The organism is Flavobacterium defluvii, assembly GCF_900129555.1.
GTDB classification, from domain to species: Bacteria; Bacteroidota; Bacteroidia; order Flavobacteriales; family Flavobacteriaceae; genus Flavobacterium; species Flavobacterium defluvii.
In genome coordinates, this window is record NZ_FQWC01000005.1 from 38,342 (window position 1) to 57,267 (window position 18,926).

Consider the following 18,926-nt stretch of genomic DNA (forward strand, 5'->3'; position numbering starts at 1 on the left):
GAAAACGTTATCCTATTTAAATAAAATATTAATAAGCTTTTTTTATAAAATTTTATTCAAAAGAATTGCGATTTCGCCAGTAATTGTGTAAAGTTGCACAGCAATAAGAAAACTTATTTAGATAATAATAAAAAGTTAAATAAAAGTTGAACGAAATTCGAAAACTCAAATTTGATATAAAACTTCAAAATCATATATGGTTTTGGGGTTCTTATTTCACTCTCAACTTTTTACGATGGGGAGCTTACTTTAATGATTATCCCTATTCGTTTAAATCGAATTTAATTGAGTTCTCACTCCATATCCCATTAGTATATTTCAACCTTTTTGTACTGGTACCAAAATATGTACTTAAACAGAAATACATTACCTATACTCTATCTCTTCTGGTAAGCCTTTTTGCAATATATTTATTAAAAACTGCTCTTACCTATTATATAGTATCCGAAAATATTTGGCCCGAAGCTAATCGAGAATATCATCCATTTGAAATAAATCATATCGTTGCAGTTTGTATAGGAGAATTATACGTTTTGGCAATGGCATCGTCAGTTTACCTAACTTTGACCTGGCTTCGCGAAAGAGAAAGAAACAGATCTTTGAGAGAAAATCAATTTAAAATCAAACTAAAATATCTTGAAAATCAAATTCAGCCGCATTTCTTTTTTAATACTTTAAATAATCTTTACGCTTTATCTTTAGAATCCTCAGACAAAGTTCCTGATGTAATTATTAAGCTTTCTAATTTAATGGAATATGTTCTGTATGATGTAAAAGGAACCAAGTTTGTCCCATTAATAAAAGAGATTGATTATATTCAGAATTATATTGAAATTGAAAAACTTCGCTTTGAAAATGTAGATGTTACGATAAATTTAGAGTCTAATATAGAAGATGTTGTAGTTCCTCCGCTAATTTTTATTTCACTGGTTGAAAATGCATTTAAGCATGGCGGCGTCAATAATAATAACTTTAAAATTAAAATAAATTGTAAAGTTATTGACAATAAAATGTTAGACTTTGAAATCTTAAATAATTTTGTAATTTCACAAAATGTTAAGTCTAAAGGAGGCATTGGTTTAGTTAACACCAAGAAAAGACTAAAATTAATTTACAGAAATAATTATAGCTTAAAAGACAAAATAAAACTGAATTACTATATAATTCGTTTGCAAATACCTATTCATAATGAAAATTAAATGTGTATTGATTGATGATGAGCCTCTAGCAATCAAAGTGCTGCAAAATTATTTTAACAATTTTACAGATTTTGAAGTTATCGGCACATTCAATAACTCTTTAGAAGCTCTGGATTTTATAAACAGCACTTCTGTAGATGCCGTTTTTTTAGACATCAATATGCCAATGATGACCGGTTTTGAATTAATAAGTTTAATCGAAAACAAAACCAAAGTTATTATAACAACAGCATTTAGGGAATTTGCTGCCGAAAGTTACGACCTCGACGTTCTGGATTATTTAGTTAAACCCATTCCCCTGCCGAGATTTATAAAATGTATTAACAAAATTACTACAGAATACAACTTAAAAAACAATATTAAAATTGATGTCTCAAAAGGAGATTCGCATATTTTTATCAAAGTCGATAAAAAAATGATGAAAATTAATATTGAAGAAATTCTTTTTATCGAAGGAATGAAAGAATACATAAAAGTTGTAACGGCCGACAAAACTTATATTACACACAAATCTTTAACTTCATTGTCTGAAGAATTACCTGGAGACCGCTTTTTGCGTATACATAAATCTTATGTAATTGCATTAAATAAGGTAAAATCAATCGAAGGAAATCGTATTCAAATTCAGTCTTATACCATTCCTATAGGAAGAAATTACAGCAAAGACGTAAAAAACAGGATCCTCGAATAAAACTTTAACATTTCTAACTACATATAAATTAACACATTGTTGAATAAATAAGGTTGTTCGTTTAAATTTAACATTATTTTCGATCAATAATTTTTTTTTGATTCATGTAACAAATATATTTACGGTCTTCAAAAAACACAATATTAAAAAATTAACCTTATTACAATTATGAGTTCAGAAAATGTTCAAACCAAATGGGGACAGTTTATCCCACTAGTTATCGTGTTCTTCTTTTGGGGTTTTGTTGCTGCAAGTAACGATATCTTAATTCCTGTATTTAAAACGGCTTTTAATTTATCTCAAGGAGAAAGTCAATTAGTTTCTTTGGCATTCTATATTGCTTATACAGTAGGATCCTTAATATACATGGGAATTTCTGTTTTAATCAAAGAAGATTTAGTTAACAAGATTGGTTACAAAAACGGTCTGTCATTAGGGTTACTTATTTCTGCAATCGGAACATTATTATTTTATCCTGCAGCAAATACAGGTTCATTTCCTTTAATGCTTTCAGGTTTATTCATAGTAGCTTTGGGATTTTCATTACAGCAAACTGTAGCTAATCCATTAGCAATTGCTTTAGGACCAATATCTACGGGTTCTCAGCGTTTAACATTAGCAGGTGGAATCAATAACTTAGGAACTACAATTGGACCACTAATTGTAAGTTTTGCTATCTTCGGATCAAGTACAGGATCATCAACTTTAAGTATCGAAAGTGTAAAAATCCCTTATTTAATTTTAGGACTTGCTTTCTTATTAGTTGCTATATTACTTAAATTTTCATCTTTGCCTGACAAACCAGCTCTTATCGAAGAAGAAATTGCTGCTGACGGTGCTAATGCAAAAAAATCAGCTTTACAATATCCTCAATTAATAATGGGAATGATTGCAATCTTCCTTTATGTTGGTGTAGAGGTTTCTACAGCTAGTAATTTACCGGCATATATGGAAAGCAAATTAGGATTCTTAACTCAGGAAGTTGCTCCATACATCTCTTTATACTGGGCGAGTTTAATGATCGGACGTTGGACAGGTGCAATTGAAGCTTTTACAGATAAAGCAAGCTTACAGCAAATTTTACGTTTCGTAGCTCCTTATTTAGCTTTTGGTGTGTTCTTAACGGTAAATGCAATTGCAAAACACGACTTAACTCCATTTTATATTTACGGATTAATCATTTTAGTATTAATTGCTGCTGATATTGCAAGTAAAGGAAACCCTGCAAGAATGTTATTAATCTTCTCTTCTTTAGGTATTGTTGCGATCGCTATCGGAATGGCTACAACTGGAATTGTAAGTGTTTATGCTTTCACAAGTGTTGGTTTATTCTGCAGTACGCTATGGCCATGTATCTTTACACTTGCTGTAAGCGGATTAGGAAAAAACACAAGCCAGGGAAGCAGCTTCTTGATCATGATGATTATGGGTGGTGGAGTTATCAGCTGGTTACAAGGTTTTGTATCTGAATTCATAGGTATTCAGGCGAGTTATATTGTTGGTATCGTATGTTTCGCTTACCTTGCATTCTATGCTTGGAGCGTAAGCGGAATCCTTAAAAAACAAGGAATTAATTTCGACAAAAAATTATCTGGAGGTCACTAAAATTTCAGAAATACCCATATAAAAAATCCAAATTCCAATTTTAAAAACTGGAATTTGGATTTTTTTTATTTACAAAAGTTAAACTTAACTTCTTAGCATCTCAAAGCCTTAGTCGCTTTACTTAGCATTAATAATATTATTCAAATTCTTCTTAAAAATAGCTTTATTCTGGGCTGATAATTGATACACAACATCTTTATCAGCATGTACAATAACTTTATCAATATTTGCATTTAAAAGCGCCTGCGGATCTTTTATTTTCAACGTACAGGCTCCGTCAAAAAAACCATCATCCTCGATAATCTTTTTAGCTTCAATAACAGTTCCATCACTTAAAACGGCTGAAATAGTCATTTCTTTATTTAAAGTTTTCGAATAAAATCCATCCATAACCAATAGAAGTCTATAACTATTTTTTATTTCGGGACCTTTAAATTCGTGTCTGGTAATATTATACCGTAGACCTTTTGCCAAAGTTTGAAACTTGACCGAACAATCTAATTCATACGTAGCTACATCTCCGGCATCATTTACAGAAGTTATAACCTTTGCCTGTGCATTTATTGAAATGCTGGCCATAAAAAAAGATATTAAAACCATTATCACTTTCATAATCAACAATTTAAGTTTATATAAAAGTAAAAAAAATCGCCTTTTCTCGTTAGAAAAAAGACGATTTAAATTTTGTAAGTATCTAAAGATTACTTGTTTCCTTTTTCGAAGTCAGCTACAAACTGAGCTAAACCGATATCAGTTAATGGGTGTTTCAATAATCCGTAAATTGCAGAAAGTGGTCCTGTCATAACATCAGCACCAATTTTAGCACAATTTACAATATGCATTGTGTGACGTACAGAAGCAGCTAAAATTTGAGTTTCGTAACCATAGTTATCATAAACTTCTCTAATTTCCTGAATTAAGTTTAAACCATCAGTAGAAATATCATCTAAACGTCCAACAAACGGAGAAACATAAGTAGCTCCCGCTTTTGCAGCTAAAATAGCTTGTCCAACAGAGAATACAAGAGTTACGTTTGTTTTAATTCCTTTATCAGAAAAATATTTTGCAGCCATAACTCCTTCTTTAGTCATTGGCAGTTTTACAACGATTTGGTCATGCAATTCAGCTAATTCTTCACCTTCTTTAATCATTCCATCATAATCAAGAGCATTTACTTCTGCACTTACATCTCCTTCTACAAGGTTGCAAATGTCAACATAATGCTTTAGAATGTTATTTTTTCCAGTAATTCCTTCTTTAGCCATTAACGACGGATTAGTTGTTACTCCATCTAAAACACCTAAAGCTTGTGCTTCTTGAATTTGTGCCAGATTAGCTGTGTCAATAAAAAATTTCATAATTTATTTAATTAAAATTGGTTTGTTCGTATTTACATCTTTACAATTTTTTCTTCAAATATGCATTTAAAGAAAATATAGCTGCAAAATTACAAAATCAAAACCAATAACGTTTTCAAAATCAAAACCATTTTGAAATTATATGTTATAAATAAGTGTTAATTTTACATTTTATAACTTATAATGATTCATCAACATTTTTTCATATAATTTATCCGGAAGTGCACGTTTTAAAACAATTGAAAACTTCTGCATAAAAGCACCAACTTTATAATGTACGTTTGGCTTTTTAGTTTCAATAATTTTATAAACCGCTTCTGCCATTTCATTCGGATTACTTCCCGCATCAACGTGATCATTCATTGTAGCTAGAATATCGCCATACACTTTTTCATAAGCTGAATCTTTAATAACTGGCGCATGATAACGGCCTGCAGCAATGTTTGTTGCAAAATCTCCAGGTGCTACATTGGTAATTTCAACACCAAAAGATTTGACTTCCATTCTCAAAGCCTCAGTAATTAATTCAAGAGCTCCTTTTGATGCCGAATAAACACTTCTGTAAGGAAGTCCCATATACCCCGCAATGGAAGTAATATTTATAATTAAACCTGAATTTTGTTTACGCATTTGTGGTAAAACAGCTTTCATCACTTCAATTGGACCAAAGAAGTTTGTTTCAAAATTATTTCTGATTTCTTCAGTCGGAATTTCTTCCAAAGGTCCAGTAATTCCAACACCAGCATTATTTATAACGATATCTAGTCTTCCCGAAGTTGCAATAATTTTATTAACCGCAGTTTTAATGGAATCAACATTTCGAACATCTAAAGCAACTAACGGAAAAACCGAATTTAAAACTTTCTCCGGGTTACGGCTTGTTCCGTAAACAACGAAACCTTTAGCATGCAAAAATTCTCCAATTGATTTACCAATTCCTGAGGATCCTCCGGTAATTAAAACGACTTTATTCATTTGCTGGTTATAAGTTAAATATGATTATCAATAAGTAGAGTTAATGCGAACAGGAAAAACTTCTAACTTTCGAAAGGTCCAAAAATAAAAAAATCCTCCCGAAGGAAGACTACTTTTATACAAATTCTAAAAAATAAAAAGTGGCAAGCGACCTACATCGCACCGCTCAACCGCGTACCCTTGCTATGTTCCCATCCTGGGGGAGTCTGCAGGAGCTGGTCGTGTAGGACTTGCCAGTGCAAATATACAATCTTTTTATATTTTTGCAAGAGCTTTGCTGCTATAAAAATATCGTCGTATATTGGCTTATTCAAATTTTAAACTATGAAAAAATATAACTTCCTAACTGTCATTTTATTAGGAATTACATTAATTGGATGTAACGGTACAAAAAAAGGTGAAAATTCTTTATTTACTATTGATGATTCTGTTTTTCCAGCACATTTTCTTCCAAAAGAAGCAGTTTCAATTGGAATTTTAAACCCAAATTCGAAAGAAATTGACAGCATTGTTTACTTTGTTAACGACAAAAAAGTAGGAAGTACAAAAGGAGCTGAAAAATTCAAATTTGAATTAAAAGATCAAAAACTAGGCTATCAATACTTAAAAGCGACAGCATATTTTGGCGGAGATTCATCTGACGCAACAAAACGAATTGAATTAGTTTCTGATGTTCAGCCTAAATTATTAAAGTATAAAGTAATCAATACTTTTCCACACGATCCGGAAGCTTTTACTGAAGGTTTAGAATTTCACGACGGTGTTTTATTTGAAAGTACTGGTCAAAAAGAAGATTCATATTTTAGATCAGTAGATTATAAAACCGGAAAAGTGATCCAGCAGGTTGATCTTCCAAAAGAATATTTTGGGGAAGGAATTACTTTTATCAATGGAAAAATTTATCAATTAAGCTGGCAGGAAAAAACGGGTTTCATTTATGATGCAAAAACGTTGAAACTAGAAAAAACCTTTAAATATGATAAAGATATTGAAGGTTGGGGAATGACACATGACCACAAATACATTTATCACTCTGACGGAACAGAGAAAATCTGGAAAATGGATCCAAATACGCAAAAATTAATTGATTATATCAATGTTTATTCTGGTTCATCAAAAATTAAAGCTATTAACGAATTAGAATTAATCGATGGTAAGTTCTATGTAAACGTTTGGCAGAAAGACGCAATCGCAGTTGTAGATCCAAAATCAGGGGCGGTTGAAGGCATATTAGATCTTTCTGGTTTAAGAAAATTCATAAAAGCACCAAAAGCCGAAGTTTTAAACGGAATTGCTTATAACCCGCAAACCAAAACAATTTTTGTTACCGGAAAATATTGGGAGAAAATATTCGAAATTACTGTTTCTGAATAAAAACATATAAAGAATAAAAACACGAATTTCACAGATTTCACGGATTAGTTCGTGATAATTTGTGAAATTTGTGTTTTATAACAACATCCATAATGATCACATTAATAAAAAATATACAAGAACTACTGCAAGTTCGTCAATCTTCAATTAACAAAGTTTCCGGAGCCGAAATGGCTGAACTTCCTACAATAAAAAATGCTTTTTTAATTTTAGAAAATAATCTAATCGCAGATTTTGGTTCTATGGAAAATCTTCCCGAAATCAAAGCAGATAAAGTTATTAATGCATCTGGCCGCGTTGTACTTCCTTCGTGGTGCGACAGCCACACCCATATTGTATATGCAGGAAACCGCGAACAGGAATTTGTAGACCGTATCAATGGATTATCTTATGAAGAAATTGCCAATCGTGGCGGCGGAATTTTAAATTCGGCCAAAAAACTAAACGAAACTTCGGAGGAAGAAATTTACGAACAGTCAAAACTTCGATTAGAAGAAGTGATGCGTTTAGGAACAGGTGCTGTTGAAATAAAATCAGGTTATGGATTAACTGTTGAAGGCGAATTAAAAATGCTGCGCGTTATTAAAAAACTTGCCAAAAATTATCCTATTTCTATAAAAGCAACTTTTCTGGGTGCACATGCTTTTCCAACTCATTACAAGGAAAATAAAACAGGTTATATCGATGAAATTATTACCAAAATGCTTCCTGAAATTGCCATAGAGAAACTGGCTGATTATGTAGATGTTTTTTGCGAAAGCGGCTATTTTTCTGTAGAAGAAACAGAAAAAATTATGCAAGCCGGAATTGAATTTGGCTTAAAGCCAAAAATTCACGTAAATCAATTCAATTCTATTGGCGGGATTCAGGCTGGCGTTAAATTTAACGCACTTTCTGTCGATCATCTTGAAATAATGACGCCAGAAGATATTGAAGCTTTAAAAAATACCGAAACGATGCCTGTTGCATTACCTTCGTGTTCTTACTTTTTAAGTATTCCGTACACACCCGCCCGCGAAATGATTAAAGCAGGATTACCTTTAGCATTAGCAACCGACTTTAATCCAGGCTCTACTCCATCGGGAAATATGAATTTTGTAGTGGCAACGGCTTGTATTAAAATGAAAATGACTCCTGAAGAAGCCATAAATGCAGCAACAATAAACGGTGCCTATGCAATGGGAATTTCAGAAACTCATGGAAGCATTACAAAAGGTAAAAAAGCCAATTTAATTATTACAAAACCTATTTCTTCTTATTATCAAATTCCATACGCTTTTGGAAGTAATTTAATTGAAGATGTAATTATTGAGGGCGAAATTATTTAATAACAATATATTATAAAATTGACAGCAGCGGTTGAAACCGCTCCCTTTGTTAAAAGCTTACAATCATTAAATTCCTCAAGAAAAACATAGCCCGTGGTTTCAACCACGGGAAACCATTATAAAAGTTTCATTAAACAAAAAAAAGGTCTGCAAATAAATCTGCAGACCTTTTTTATGTGGTATTTATTTTGCGAGATTAAATTATCTCAAGCTGAAACTAGTTTTAGAAACTAATTCGTCATTATCAAAAACATTGATAAAGTAAGTTCCTTTTGCGAAATCTTTTCCAGGAAGATCTTCTGTAACATTTACAGTTTTGTTTTCATACTTTACAGTAGTTTTAAAACTGTAAGTTAAAGAGTTGTCTCCAAAACTTTCTGTTTTTTTCTCGCCTAAAACATTATTTTTTGAATCGATAACTTGTACATAATATGTTTTGTCACCAGATTTTGCAATTTGGTTTTCAGCAATTGTAAAACTTATTTTTAAAACATCAGCACGGCTTGCTTTATCTGTTTCAATTTGTTTTCCAGAGCTTCTTAATTTGTAAGCAGCTGTTTTAGTGTTCGTAATTGATAATTTAGAACCTCTTTCAACTGTTTTTGCAAGCTCTTCATTTTGACCTACAAGTACTTCGTTATATTTTTTAGACTCTCCTAAAACTACAATTGTACTATCTCTCTGCGTTGTTAAAACACCATTTTGTTTTTTCAACTCGTCGTTTTCAGCAACAAGAGTTTTCATTTTACCCTGCATTGCCTGAACCTGAGATCTGTATTTAGAAACATCGCCTTTTGATTTGTTTAAATCTGCCATTAAAGCGACAACTTTATCTCTTTCCTGAATTAATTCATCAGACATTGACGTGTTTTCAGCAATTGCAGCATCATACGTTGCTTTTAATTCCTGTAAATCTTTCATAACAGATTCTTTTTCTGTCATTGACGTTGTCAATTCTGTTTTAACTACTTCAGTATCAGAAGAAAGTTTAAAAATATACACTAAGCTACCAATCAGTAGGACTGCTAAAACCGCTATTACCGCTTTTAGACTTGAATTGTTGTTGTTCTTTGGGTTTTCCATATTGAATAATTTTCTTTAATAACAAATTTAAGAATTAATATATGTTAATAACGTAAGTTGTAACAATTATATTATTTTTGGAAAATAAATTTTTTTCATGGAGAAATTAGTTCCTTTTACTGTCAATGATTTGGCAAAAGTCACAAATCATCGTAGTGGTGAAATAAAATTCGGAGAAAAAATGATTGTACTTCCAAAAGGAGTTGATAAAATCAAGTTTTTGCAAGAATCGGAGGCGAAGTATGTTTTGTTGGGAATACCAGAAGATATTGGTGTGCGTGCCAATTACGGAAGACCAGGCGCAGCATCTGCTTGGGAAAATGCTATTAAAAGTATTGCAAATATTCAGCATAATCGTTTTTCGAAAGGAAGCCAGATTATTGTTTTAGGGCAATTAGATGTTGCTCAGGAAATGCGTGACGTCGAAAATCTCGATTTTAACGATATTGATGACCGTTCTAAATTAAGTCAGTTAGTAGAAAAAATTGACAAAGAAGTTTCACATATTATATTTACAATAATAAAAGCCGGAAAAACGCCAATTATTATTGGAGGCGGACACAATAATGCTTACGGAAATATTAAAGGTTCGGCTTTAGCCAAAGGAAAACCTATTAATGCAATCAATTTTGATGCACATTCAGATTTTAGAATCCTTGAAGGCCGTCATAGCGGAAATGGTTTTTCGTACGCTTATGAGGAAGGTTTCTTAAAAAAATATTTCATTTTTGGACTTCACGAAAATTATACTTCAAAAAGCGTTTTAGATATTATTAAAAAACTTGAAGACCGCGTTCGTTATAACACATATGACAGTGTAAATATTCGCAAAGAGAAAGATTTTGAAAGAGAAATGGCTCTTGCACTGGAATTTATAAAAACTGATTCATTTGGAATTGAAATTGATTTGGATGCAATTCCAAATATTGCCAGCAGTGCCATGACAATAAGCGGTTTTTCGGTAGAAGAATTAAGACGTTTTATCTCGTTTTTTGCACAGCATAAAAATGCCGCATATCTGCATATTTGCGAAGGTGCTCCAGATTTAGCCGATTCTCCAAACAATAATTTAATTGGAAAATTAATTGGCTATTTGGTAACTGATTTTATAAAAGCCAATAACGAAAAAGAAAAAACACAATGAAGAGCAAGCGGCCTAAAACCGCACATTTCCCAAATAATACAAGATTCAAATAAACGATTGACCGAATAAACCTATCTTTGCAGAGAATTTAGTACTTAAAACTAAATTCTTAATTAGTAAGATATGTTATTCGAAGATTTATCACTTTCAAAAAGTATACAAAAAGCCGTTTTTGAAGAAGGCTACCTAAATCCCACTCCAATTCAGGAAAAATCAATTCCGATTATTTTAGACGGACGGGATTTAATTGGCTGTGCACAAACTGGTACCGGAAAAACTGCTGCATTTGCAATTCCGATTATACACCAATTGCACCGAATTGTGGGTTCATCAAAAAAAGCCAAACAAATTCGTGCACTTATCGTAACGCCTACGCGTGAATTAGCCGTTCAGATTGGTCAGAGTTTTGACACTTATGCTAAATACACCAATTTAACGCAATTAACAATTTTCGGGGGAGTTTCTCAAAACCCTCAGGTTGATGCTTTAAAACAAGGTGTCGACGTTTTGGTGGCAACGCCGGGCCGATTATTAGATTTACACAAGCAGGGTTTTCTTGACTTAAATCATCTTCATACTTTAGTTCTGGATGAAGCCGATCAGATGCTGGATATGGGTTTTATAAACGATGTAAAAAAGATTGTAAAACTTACGCCAAAAAACAGACAAACATTATTGTTTTCCGCTACTATGCCTCTTGCTATTCTTGAACTTGCAGAAATGTTTTTGCAGGATCCGGAAAGAGTCGAAGTTTCTCCAGTTTCTTCAACTGCCGAAAATGTTGAACAGCGTGTTTATTTTGTTGACAAAACAGAAAAAAGAAACCTGCTTTACCGTTTAATTAAAGAAGAAAACTTATCAAATGTACTGGTTTTTTCAAGAACCAAACACGGTGCAGATAATGTTGTAAAAGCACTTCGTAAAAAAGATATTCCTGCTGAAGCTATTCACGGAGATAAATCGCAAAATGCGAGACAGCGTGTTCTGGATGCTTTTAAAAATAAAGAAGTTGGTGTGCTTGTAGCAACGGATATTGCAGCAAGAGGAATCGATATTGAACAATTACCGTATGTAATCAATTTTGATTTGCCCAATATTCCGGAAACATATGTACACCGAATTGGCCGTACGGGACGTGCAGGTAATGGCGGTATTGCTATTTCATTTTGCGGTAAAGACGAAGAACCTTACTGGAAGGATATTAAGAAATTAATAAAAGTCGATGTAAAAATTATTTCAGATCATCCGTATCCTTGGCATGCAGGAAGTCCTGAAGCAGGCGAAAAACCTAAAAATTCTAACAGAAGCGGCGGTGCTCACAAATCGAGAAAATCAAATGCTTCTAAAAAAAATAAAAAACGCTGGTACTAACCAGCGTTTTTGGCTTCATTTATCAGGTAATTTAAAATCTTAAACAGTTTAACCGGTTCAAAAGGTTTAACGATTATATCGTTCATTCCGGCTGAAATTGCTTCATCGGTAATTTCATCCTTATCAAAAGCAGTTAGTGCCACAACCGGAGTTTTTATTCCAATCTGACGAATTCTTTTTGTTGTTTCAAAACCATTCATTAATGGCATATTAATATCCATTAAAATTAAATCAAATTGTTCGGTTTCTAATATTTTTAAAGCAGCAAAACCATCGTCGACAACTTTACAGATAAAATTATTTTTCTCAATAATTTTCTTGGTTACCAATTGATTTATCTGGTTATCCTCGACAATAAGAATTTTATAAATATCGCTCGATGTTAAATCAACTTCAATATTTTCAATAATTTTTTTTGTTTTTAAAGGATCGTGTTCAAAAGGAATTATAAACGAAAAAGATGTTCCGGCACCAAGGTCACTTTCTAAAGTAATTGTGCTACCAAAAAGTCCCAGCAATCGTTTTACAATACTGAGTCCCAATCCTGTTCCCTGATAATCTTCTTCTTTTCGGCCCACCTGAACAAATTTTTCAAATATTTTATTCTGGTCAACGGCGGCGATTCCTACTCCGTTATCTTTTATTAAAAAGTCCAAATAATAGAACTTGCCTTCTACTCTGTCTAGTCTCACAATAATCTCAACTTCTCCGTCTTTAGTAAATTTTAATGCATTACTCACCAGGTTCATTAAGATTTGTGCCAGACGAAGTTTATCTCCAATTAAATATTCTGGAATATCAACATCTATGGCAACATTAATTTTATTGTTATTTTTTTGAGATAAAAATGAGAGAGAATTTTTGATTACAGTAATTTCATCAGAAATATTAAAAGTCAGGCTTTCGAGAACGACCTTGTTTTCTTCGATTTTATTGATTTGGAGAATATCATTTACCAAAGACAATAAATATCTGGCAGAGAATTTTAAGGCACTCAAATGCTGGCTTTGCGATAATTCTTTATGTTCTTCTAAAAGCATATTTGTAATTCCTACAACACCATAAAGCGGTGTACGCAATTCGTGGCTTATAGTCGAAATAAACTGAGTTTTGAGCAGAGAGGCTTCCTCTGCAATTTCTTTTGCTTTTAAGAGCTGTAAATTGTGTTTTTTCTTAAGTCCGATATTCTTAATTAAAGTGACAATTAAGAAAAGCAGAATAAACGAAATCAGAATAAATAATATTACAATAATTCTTGATTTTTTCAGACTTTGAGATTGTGACGTTTTTTCGCTTTCGATTTTTTCAATCTGTCTTTTGTATTCATCAAGTTCTAGATTCAAACCGGCAATCGAAGCTTTCTTAAGTTTCTCCTCGCTATATTGCTCACTTGTTATTTGGTTATAAATAACAAGATTATCATAAGCCTCTTTATGTCTTCCTATTTTATCCAAAAATTTTGAATATTCTAAATGGGCATAGGCAAGATCTGGCTTGTCATCTTTTGATTTAACAGAAACCGCCTTTAAAAAATACTTATCTGCATTTACAGTATCATTTATGCTGGCGTAATACATTCCGTTCAAAAAATTCAATGCAATATCATTTGATTTTCCTTTTAAATCATCCTTGTGTTTATTAATGTATTGTAAATAGGGTAAGCCTGCTTTGTAATTTTCAATTTTAAAGTATGACCAGACAATATTGAGGTTTGTTATCGCAACTTCTTTCGAATATTTTTGCTGTCTGCCAAATTTTAGAGATTCTTTGTAATATGTAATTCCGGTATTGTACATTTTTTTTTCAAAAAAATATAAATTACCCAGATTACTGGTTATCATCATTCTTAAACTAACAATATTAGATCGTTCAGCATAAAAAAGAGCTTTTTTATAAAAGAATACTGCTTTGTTAATTTCACCTAAATCATGAAAATTAATTCCAATTATATTGTAGTTTCTCGAAATCAGGGTATCATTTTTAAGATCAAATGCATATTGAAGAGCAATCCCGGATTTCTTTAAGGATTTTTCGTAATTCGTTTCGTCTAAATAGTCACAAGCTTCCTGTATTAAATTTTTAACTTTTTCAACTGATACAGTATGGTTCTGAGCCGACAACTCAAGACAGAATATATTTAGAAAAATTAAAATTAAAAGACTAAATCTGTAACGAAGCATAATTTGGAGTATGATTATTCAAATATACATCTTTATAGTAATACACAATAATAGTATTTACCTTAATAATGTAAAGATTGACCAAACACGCTTAAAATGACATAAATTATACTGCAAATATATTTTTCAATTAAATATTCAAAAATAATTGACAACGAATAAAAAATAATACTATTTTTAACATAATTAAAAAAACACAAGCCCCAAGTGTTTAAAGATTGGAGCGCTAAAAAACCAAAAACTATGCTAGATAACTTTTCAAAATTTGAAGAAACAGAAAAATTGACAAAAACACAGCAAAAAACAATTACCGGCGGCGATACACCTCCAGAGGATGAAGATGCCAGAAAAGGAAAAGTTGCCGCAAAATAATTCACTAGCTGACTTACTCGACTGGTATAAAATTAAAAAACCGTAACAGACATGTCTGTTACGGTTTTTTATATTTAAAGAAAAGTTAGATTACTTTTCTTCTATACTTAAATTCTCTTCTTTACCATTTTCCCATTGCCCAACAACTGAAGTTGCCAAAGCATTTCCTAAAACATTGGTTGCACTTCTAAACATGTCGCAAAAATGGTCAATTGGTAATATTAATGCAATCCCTTCAACCGGAATATCAAACATTCCGCAGGTTGCAGCAACTACGACTAAGCTTGCTCTTGGTACGCCGGCAATTCCTTTACTTGTGAGCATTAAAACCAAAAGCATCGCCATTTGAGTTCCCAAATCTAAATGTACATTATAGAATTGTGCAATAAAAATACTGGCAAAAGTCATATGCATCATACTTCCGTCAAGATTGAAGGAATATCCAAGCGGCAGCATAAAAGAAACAATTCTGTCCTTTACACCAAAACTTTCCAGTTCTTCTGTTAATTTAGGAAAAACAGCTTCTGAACTTGTTGTTCCAAAAGCAATTGCCAAAGGACCAATAATTCGTTTTAATAATTCGATCATTCTTCCTTTTAAAAAGATAAATCCAACTGCAATTAAAACTACCCATAAAGTTCCAATTCCTAATAAAAAAGATCCAAAAAACTTAAAATATGTAATTAATAATTCTTCGGCATCGCGAATGGCAAAAACAGCTGCAATGGCTCCAAAAACTCCTATTGGAGCAAAGTTCATTACATAATTTACCATTTTAAGTACGATGTGTGAAATTTTATCTAAAGCGCCAATTACCGGTTTAACCGTATTTCCTAAAGAAGCAGCTGCTAATCCAAAGAAAATTGAAAAAATTACTATTTGTAAAATTTCGTTTGTTGCCATTGCCTCAATAATACTTTTTGGAACAATATGCTCAACAAAATTTTCGAAAGATAAATTTTGCGTTTTTGCAGTAACCTCAGAAGCAGAAGCCATATCTACGTGTCCTAATTTTAAACCAACTCCCGGTTCTAAAATATTTACGTAAAATAAACCGATTAATAATGATATAAACGAAGCCGTAAAAAACCATCCGAGTGCTTTTCCTCCAATTCTTCCAACTGTTTTTATATCTCCTAGTTTTGCGATTCCAACAACCAAGGTTGTAAAAACCAAAGGAGAAATAATCATTTGCACTAAACGGATAAAAACAGTAGCCAGCATTTTAATTTTTGTACTAAATGACTGCGCTGCTTCTGGCGAAATATAATTATGCAGTATAATTCCGAGCGTTGCGCCAAGAAACATTGCAATTAAAATTTGCCCTGTTAATCCTCCAAGAAATGATTTTTTTTTAGTTTCTGTAATTTGCATTAATTTATTTTTTAATTATTAAAATATAAGACCCTCACTGTCTTACTTTTATTAATATGTTTTGTTGATTAAATAAAAATCAGCCAAAACAATCGCAGCCATCGCCTCAACGATTGGTACTGCACGAGGCACCACGCACGGATCATGACGTCCTTTTCCGGTCATTGGTGTGATATTTCCTTTATTATCAAGAGAATCCTGAGTCTGCATGATAGTCGCAACAGGTTTAAAAGCCACTCTGAAATAAATATCCATTCCGTTGCTTATTCCGCCCTGAATTCCTCCTGAAAGATTTGTTTTTGTAGTTCCATCAGGATTGTATAAATCATTGTGTTCGCTTCCTTTCATCTCAGAACCAGAGAAACCGCTTCCGTATTCAAAACCTTTTACTGCATTTATAGAAAGCATTGCTTTTCCTAATTCTGCATGAAGTTTATCAAAAACAGGTTCTCCTAAACCAACCGGAACGTTTTGAATAACGCAAGAAACAACACCGCCAACAGTATCTCCCTGTTTACGAATGTCGCGAATATATTCTTCCATAATTGCTGCCGATTTTTCATCCGGACAGCGAACAGGATTGCTCTCTATTTTTGAGAAATCCAATTCCTGATATGGAGTTTCTAAATGGATTGGACCAACAGAAGAAACATAAGCATTAATTTTAATTTGAGGCAGCATTTGTTTTGCAATTGCGCCTGCTACCACTCTGCTTGCTGTTTCGCGTGCAGAACTTCTTCCTCCTCCGCGGTAATCACGAAAACCATATTTTTGATCATATACATAATCAGCATGGCTTGGTCTGTAATTATCTTTTATATGCGAGTAATCGTCGGATTTTTGATTGGTATTTGGAATAATAAAACCTATGGGAGTTCCGGTAGTTTTTCCTTCAAATATCCCAGATAAAAACTGAACTGCATCTGGTTCTTTTCTTTGGGTTACGATAGCCGACTGACCTGGTTTTCTTCGAGACATTTCGACCTCAATCGCTTCAAAATCAAGTTCTATTCCTGATGGACAACCATCTATAATTCCGCCTAAAGCTTCACCATGAGATTCTCCGAATGTTGTAACTTTATATAGGGTGCCGTAGCTGTTTCCTGCCATTGTAATTTGTTTTGAGCAAATGTAAGTTTTATGAATTAAATTAAAAAATTAAAAATTGGTAATATTAATTAAAGATTAAACACTTTAAAAATCACAATTTATTAAAATTGTCTCCAAATTAGTAACCTTTTGATAAAATAAACTGAGTAGGATTTTCTTTCATTTGTGGAACTTCAAATTAAGAAAAATTGAAAAAACGAAATGTCGAATTGGTCATTATTTCTGATGTCCACTTGGGAACTTACGGAAGTCACGCAAAAGAGCTAAACAACTATTTATCAACCATTAAACCTAAAACTTTAGTCTTAAATGGTGATATTATTGATGCATGGCAATTTAGAAAATCTTATTTTCCGAAAGCACATTTAAGAGTCATTCAGCGCATAATAGGAATGGCTTCAAAAGGCACAAAAGTGTATTATATTACCGGAAATCATGATGAAATTCTTAGAAAATTTAGCGACATGAATATGGGAAATTTTTCTCTTGTTGATAAATTGGTTTTAGAATTAGACAATAAAAAAGCATGGATTTTTCACGGAGATGTTTTTGATGCTTCTGTACAGCATTCAAAATGGATTGCAAAACTGGGCGGATTAGGTTACGATTATTTAATTTTAATGAACCGATTTGCTAATTGGTGTCTTGCAAAATTAGGACGCGAACCTTACTCTTTTTCTAAAAAAATAAAAGCCAGTGTAAAAAAGGCCGTAAAATTTATTTCTGATTTTGAAACTACGGCAACTGATCTGGCTATTGAAAAAAATTATGATTATGTAATCTGCGGGCACATTCACGAACCAAAAATCCTAACTAAAGAAAACAAACACGGATCTACTTTATACTTAAATTCAGGAGATTGGGTGGAAAATTTGACTGCTCTTGAATATCATAAAAAGCGCTGGAAATTATATTCATACACCCATACTAACTTTACAGAAGAAGAAAATCTTTTTGAAATGGAGGACATTTTAACCTCACAAGTATTATCAAATATTATTTTAAAAAAATAAGCGATATGTACTTCTAAAGCCTTGTAAAGGCTTTTTTTAACTTTTGAGTGTATCAAAATTCGCAAAAATGTGAATTATGTAACAATTTCTAAAAATATTATACGTTCTTCATAAATAAGGAAATCTAAATTTGACAAAAATTAATTAACCATTTTATGAAAAAGATACTATTATCTGCCATTATGCTTTTTGGATTAGCATTTACGGCTCAATCGCAAGAAATTTCGAAGCACGCTTTAGGATTACGTTTAGGAGACAATAACGGTTTTGGAGGAGAAGTCTCATACCAATTAGGTTTAAATCAAAAAAACAGACTTGAATTTGATTTAGGCTGGAGAAACAGCCGTGATGTTGATGCTATTAAAGGTGTGGCACTTTATCAATGGGTTTGGAACATCGATGGGGGATTTAACTGGTACGCTGGTGTTGGTGGTGGTTTAGCCGCTTGGGATCACGATTATTATAACAACAATTACAGATACAATGATAGCGGAACTTATGTTTTTGCAGCTGGAGACATTGGTATCGAATATAGATTTAAGGAAGTGCCTATTACACTGTCATTAGATGCAAGACCTGAAATTGGTTCTGGATACTATGACGATGACAATTTTGGATTTGACGTTGGTCTAGGCGTTAAATTCAGATTCTAATTAAAATTAAAAAATAATTGTAAGAAGAAACCTGTCGTTTTTAATGCGACAGGTTTTTTTTATTTGTTAGTTAAAGTAATTGTCACCCTGAGCGAA

General features: G+C 32.4%; 17 protein-coding genes and 1 other RNA gene. 10 read left to right on the forward strand and 8 right to left on the reverse strand.

Annotation, left to right across the window (positions count from 1 at the left end; translation table 11 throughout):
* The first annotated feature begins 146 nt into the window (after positions 1-146).
* The 3 genes from BUC29_RS12225 (at position 147) to BUC29_RS12235 (ending at position 3,495) form a co-directional block, all read left to right on the forward strand.
* Positions 147-1,199 (forward strand): sensor histidine kinase, encoded by a 1,053-nt coding sequence (locus BUC29_RS12225; RefSeq protein WP_073416464.1) that lies wholly within the window; start codon positions 147-149, stop codon positions 1,197-1,199.
* Positions 1,189-1,890, forward strand: coding sequence for a LytR/AlgR family response regulator transcription factor (locus BUC29_RS12230; protein ID WP_073416465.1), 702 nt, complete (start codon positions 1,189-1,191; stop codon positions 1,888-1,890). Before BUC29_RS12225 ends, BUC29_RS12230 begins: the two co-directional genes overlap by 11 nt.
* Positions 1,891-2,058: 168 nt before the next feature.
* The gene (locus BUC29_RS12235; RefSeq protein WP_073416466.1) at positions 2,059-3,495 is read left to right on the forward strand and encodes an MFS transporter; all 1,437 of its coding nucleotides are present in this window, start codon (positions 2,059-2,061) and stop codon (positions 3,493-3,495) included.
* A 117-nt stretch (positions 3,496-3,612) separates the two neighbouring features.
* Here the strand turns inward: BUC29_RS12235 and BUC29_RS12240 are convergent, their stop codons facing one another.
* The 4 genes from BUC29_RS12240 to ffs all read right to left on the reverse strand — a co-directional run bounded on the left by BUC29_RS12240 (position 3,613) and on the right by ffs (position 6,064).
* Complete coding sequence (locus tag BUC29_RS12240; RefSeq protein ID WP_073416467.1) at positions 3,613-4,107, reverse strand: hypothetical protein; 495 nt, start codon at positions 4,105-4,107, stop codon at positions 3,613-3,615.
* Positions 4,108-4,196: 89 nt separating this feature from the next.
* On the reverse strand, positions 4,197-4,853 hold the full coding sequence (gene fsa / locus BUC29_RS12245; RefSeq protein ID WP_073416468.1) for a fructose-6-phosphate aldolase: 657 nt from the start codon (positions 4,851-4,853) through the stop codon (positions 4,197-4,199).
* A 171-nt stretch (positions 4,854-5,024) separates the two neighbouring features.
* Positions 5,025-5,828, reverse strand: a complete 804-nt coding sequence (locus BUC29_RS12250) for an SDR family oxidoreductase (protein ID WP_073416469.1) — start codon at positions 5,826-5,828, stop codon at positions 5,025-5,027.
* 138 nt (positions 5,829-5,966) lie between these two features.
* Positions 5,967-6,064, reverse strand: an RNA gene (gene ffs, locus BUC29_RS12255) — signal recognition particle sRNA small type.
* 88 nt (positions 6,065-6,152) lie between these two features.
* On the opposite strand from ffs, the gene BUC29_RS12260 reads away from it, so the two are divergent.
* Positions 6,153-7,202 carry a glutaminyl-peptide cyclotransferase gene (locus tag BUC29_RS12260; RefSeq protein WP_073416470.1) on the forward strand — a complete coding sequence of 350 codons (1,050 nt, stop codon included), beginning with the start codon at positions 6,153-6,155 and terminating at the stop codon, positions 7,200-7,202.
* A 92-nt stretch (positions 7,203-7,294) separates the two neighbouring features.
* The gene (gene hutI / locus BUC29_RS12265) at positions 7,295-8,530 is read left to right on the forward strand and encodes an imidazolonepropionase (protein WP_073416471.1); all 1,236 of its coding nucleotides are present in this window, start codon (positions 7,295-7,297) and stop codon (positions 8,528-8,530) included.
* A 201-nt stretch (positions 8,531-8,731) separates the two neighbouring features.
* Here the strand turns inward: hutI and BUC29_RS12270 are convergent, their stop codons facing one another.
* Complete coding sequence (locus BUC29_RS12270) at positions 8,732-9,613, reverse strand: hypothetical protein (RefSeq protein WP_073416472.1); 882 nt, start codon at positions 9,611-9,613, stop codon at positions 8,732-8,734.
* Between the two features lie 97 nt (positions 9,614-9,710).
* Between BUC29_RS12270 and BUC29_RS12275 the strand changes: the two genes are divergently transcribed.
* Positions 9,711-10,757, forward strand: a complete 1,047-nt coding sequence (locus BUC29_RS12275; protein ID WP_073416473.1) for a formimidoylglutamase — start codon at positions 9,711-9,713, stop codon at positions 10,755-10,757.
* A gap of 123 nt (positions 10,758-10,880) precedes the next feature.
* Positions 10,881-12,128 carry a DEAD/DEAH box helicase gene (locus BUC29_RS12280; RefSeq protein ID WP_073416474.1) on the forward strand — a complete coding sequence of 416 codons (1,248 nt, stop codon included), beginning with the start codon at positions 10,881-10,883 and terminating at the stop codon, positions 12,126-12,128.
* On the opposite strand, the gene BUC29_RS12285 is transcribed toward BUC29_RS12280, so the two are convergent.
* Positions 12,125-14,308: a response regulator gene (locus BUC29_RS12285; protein ID WP_073416475.1), complete on the reverse strand. Its 2,184-nt coding sequence runs from the start codon at positions 14,306-14,308 to the stop codon at positions 12,125-12,127. The two genes, BUC29_RS12280 and BUC29_RS12285, sit on opposite strands and share 4 nt — an antisense overlap.
* A gap of 243 nt (positions 14,309-14,551) precedes the next feature.
* Here BUC29_RS12285 and BUC29_RS21780 point away from each other — a divergent pair, with 243 nt between their 5' ends.
* Complete coding sequence (locus BUC29_RS21780; protein WP_262489302.1) at positions 14,552-14,680, forward strand: hypothetical protein; 129 nt, start codon at positions 14,552-14,554, stop codon at positions 14,678-14,680.
* 90 nt (positions 14,681-14,770) lie between these two features.
* On the opposite strand, the gene BUC29_RS12290 is transcribed toward BUC29_RS21780, so the two are convergent.
* Positions 14,771-16,054: a dicarboxylate/amino acid:cation symporter gene (locus tag BUC29_RS12290; RefSeq protein ID WP_073416476.1), complete on the reverse strand. Its 1,284-nt coding sequence runs from the start codon at positions 16,052-16,054 to the stop codon at positions 14,771-14,773.
* 51 nt (positions 16,055-16,105) lie between these two features.
* Positions 16,106-17,164: a chorismate synthase gene (gene aroC, locus BUC29_RS12295; protein WP_073416477.1), complete on the reverse strand. Its 1,059-nt coding sequence runs from the start codon at positions 17,162-17,164 to the stop codon at positions 16,106-16,108.
* A gap of 188 nt (positions 17,165-17,352) precedes the next feature.
* Between aroC and BUC29_RS12300 the strand changes: the two genes are divergently transcribed.
* Together BUC29_RS12300 and BUC29_RS12305 are read left to right on the forward strand one after the other, a co-directional pair.
* Positions 17,353-18,177, forward strand: a complete 825-nt coding sequence (locus BUC29_RS12300; protein ID WP_073416478.1) for a UDP-2,3-diacylglucosamine diphosphatase — start codon at positions 17,353-17,355, stop codon at positions 18,175-18,177.
* Between the two features lie 155 nt (positions 18,178-18,332).
* The gene (locus BUC29_RS12305) at positions 18,333-18,830 is read left to right on the forward strand and encodes a hypothetical protein (RefSeq protein WP_073416479.1); all 498 of its coding nucleotides are present in this window, start codon (positions 18,333-18,335) and stop codon (positions 18,828-18,830) included.
* Positions 18,831-18,926 lie beyond the last annotated feature (96 nt).

What these genes read in the sequence shown, in the direction of transcription:
- BUC29_RS12230 (WP_073416465.1), top strand. Translation starts at nt 1,189, where the DNA reads ATGAAAATTAAATGTGTATTGATTGATGATGAGCCTCTAGCAATCAAA.
- BUC29_RS12235 (WP_073416466.1), top strand. Translation starts at nt 2,059, where the DNA reads ATGAGTTCAGAAAATGTTCAAACCAAATGGGGACAGTTTATCCCACTA.
- BUC29_RS12240 (WP_073416467.1), bottom strand. Translation starts at nt 4,107, where the DNA reads ATGAAAGTGATAATGGTTTTAATATCTTTTTTTATGGCCAGCATTTCA.
- fsa (WP_073416468.1), bottom strand. Translation starts at nt 4,853, where the DNA reads ATGAAATTTTTTATTGACACAGCTAATCTGGCACAAATTCAAGAAGCA.
- BUC29_RS12250 (WP_073416469.1), bottom strand. Translation starts at nt 5,828, where the DNA reads ATGAATAAAGTCGTTTTAATTACCGGAGGATCCTCAGGAATTGGTAAA.
- BUC29_RS12260 (WP_073416470.1), top strand. Translation starts at nt 6,153, where the DNA reads ATGAAAAAATATAACTTCCTAACTGTCATTTTATTAGGAATTACATTA.
- hutI (WP_073416471.1), top strand. Translation starts at nt 7,295, where the DNA reads ATGATCACATTAATAAAAAATATACAAGAACTACTGCAAGTTCGTCAA.
- BUC29_RS12270 (WP_073416472.1), bottom strand. Translation starts at nt 9,613, where the DNA reads ATGGAAAACCCAAAGAACAACAACAATTCAAGTCTAAAAGCGGTAATA.
- BUC29_RS12275 (WP_073416473.1), top strand. Translation starts at nt 9,711, where the DNA reads ATGGAGAAATTAGTTCCTTTTACTGTCAATGATTTGGCAAAAGTCACA.
- BUC29_RS12280 (WP_073416474.1), top strand. Translation starts at nt 10,881, where the DNA reads ATGTTATTCGAAGATTTATCACTTTCAAAAAGTATACAAAAAGCCGTT.
- BUC29_RS12285 (WP_073416475.1), bottom strand. Translation starts at nt 14,308, where the DNA reads ATGCTTCGTTACAGATTTAGTCTTTTAATTTTAATTTTTCTAAATATA.
- BUC29_RS21780 (WP_262489302.1), top strand. Translation starts at nt 14,552, where the DNA reads ATGCTAGATAACTTTTCAAAATTTGAAGAAACAGAAAAATTGACAAAA.
- BUC29_RS12290 (WP_073416476.1), bottom strand. Translation starts at nt 16,054, where the DNA reads ATGCAAATTACAGAAACTAAAAAAAAATCATTTCTTGGAGGATTAACA.
- aroC (WP_073416477.1), bottom strand. Translation starts at nt 17,164, where the DNA reads ATGGCAGGAAACAGCTACGGCACCCTATATAAAGTTACAACATTCGGA.
- BUC29_RS12305 (WP_073416479.1), top strand. Translation starts at nt 18,333, where the DNA reads ATGAAAAAGATACTATTATCTGCCATTATGCTTTTTGGATTAGCATTT.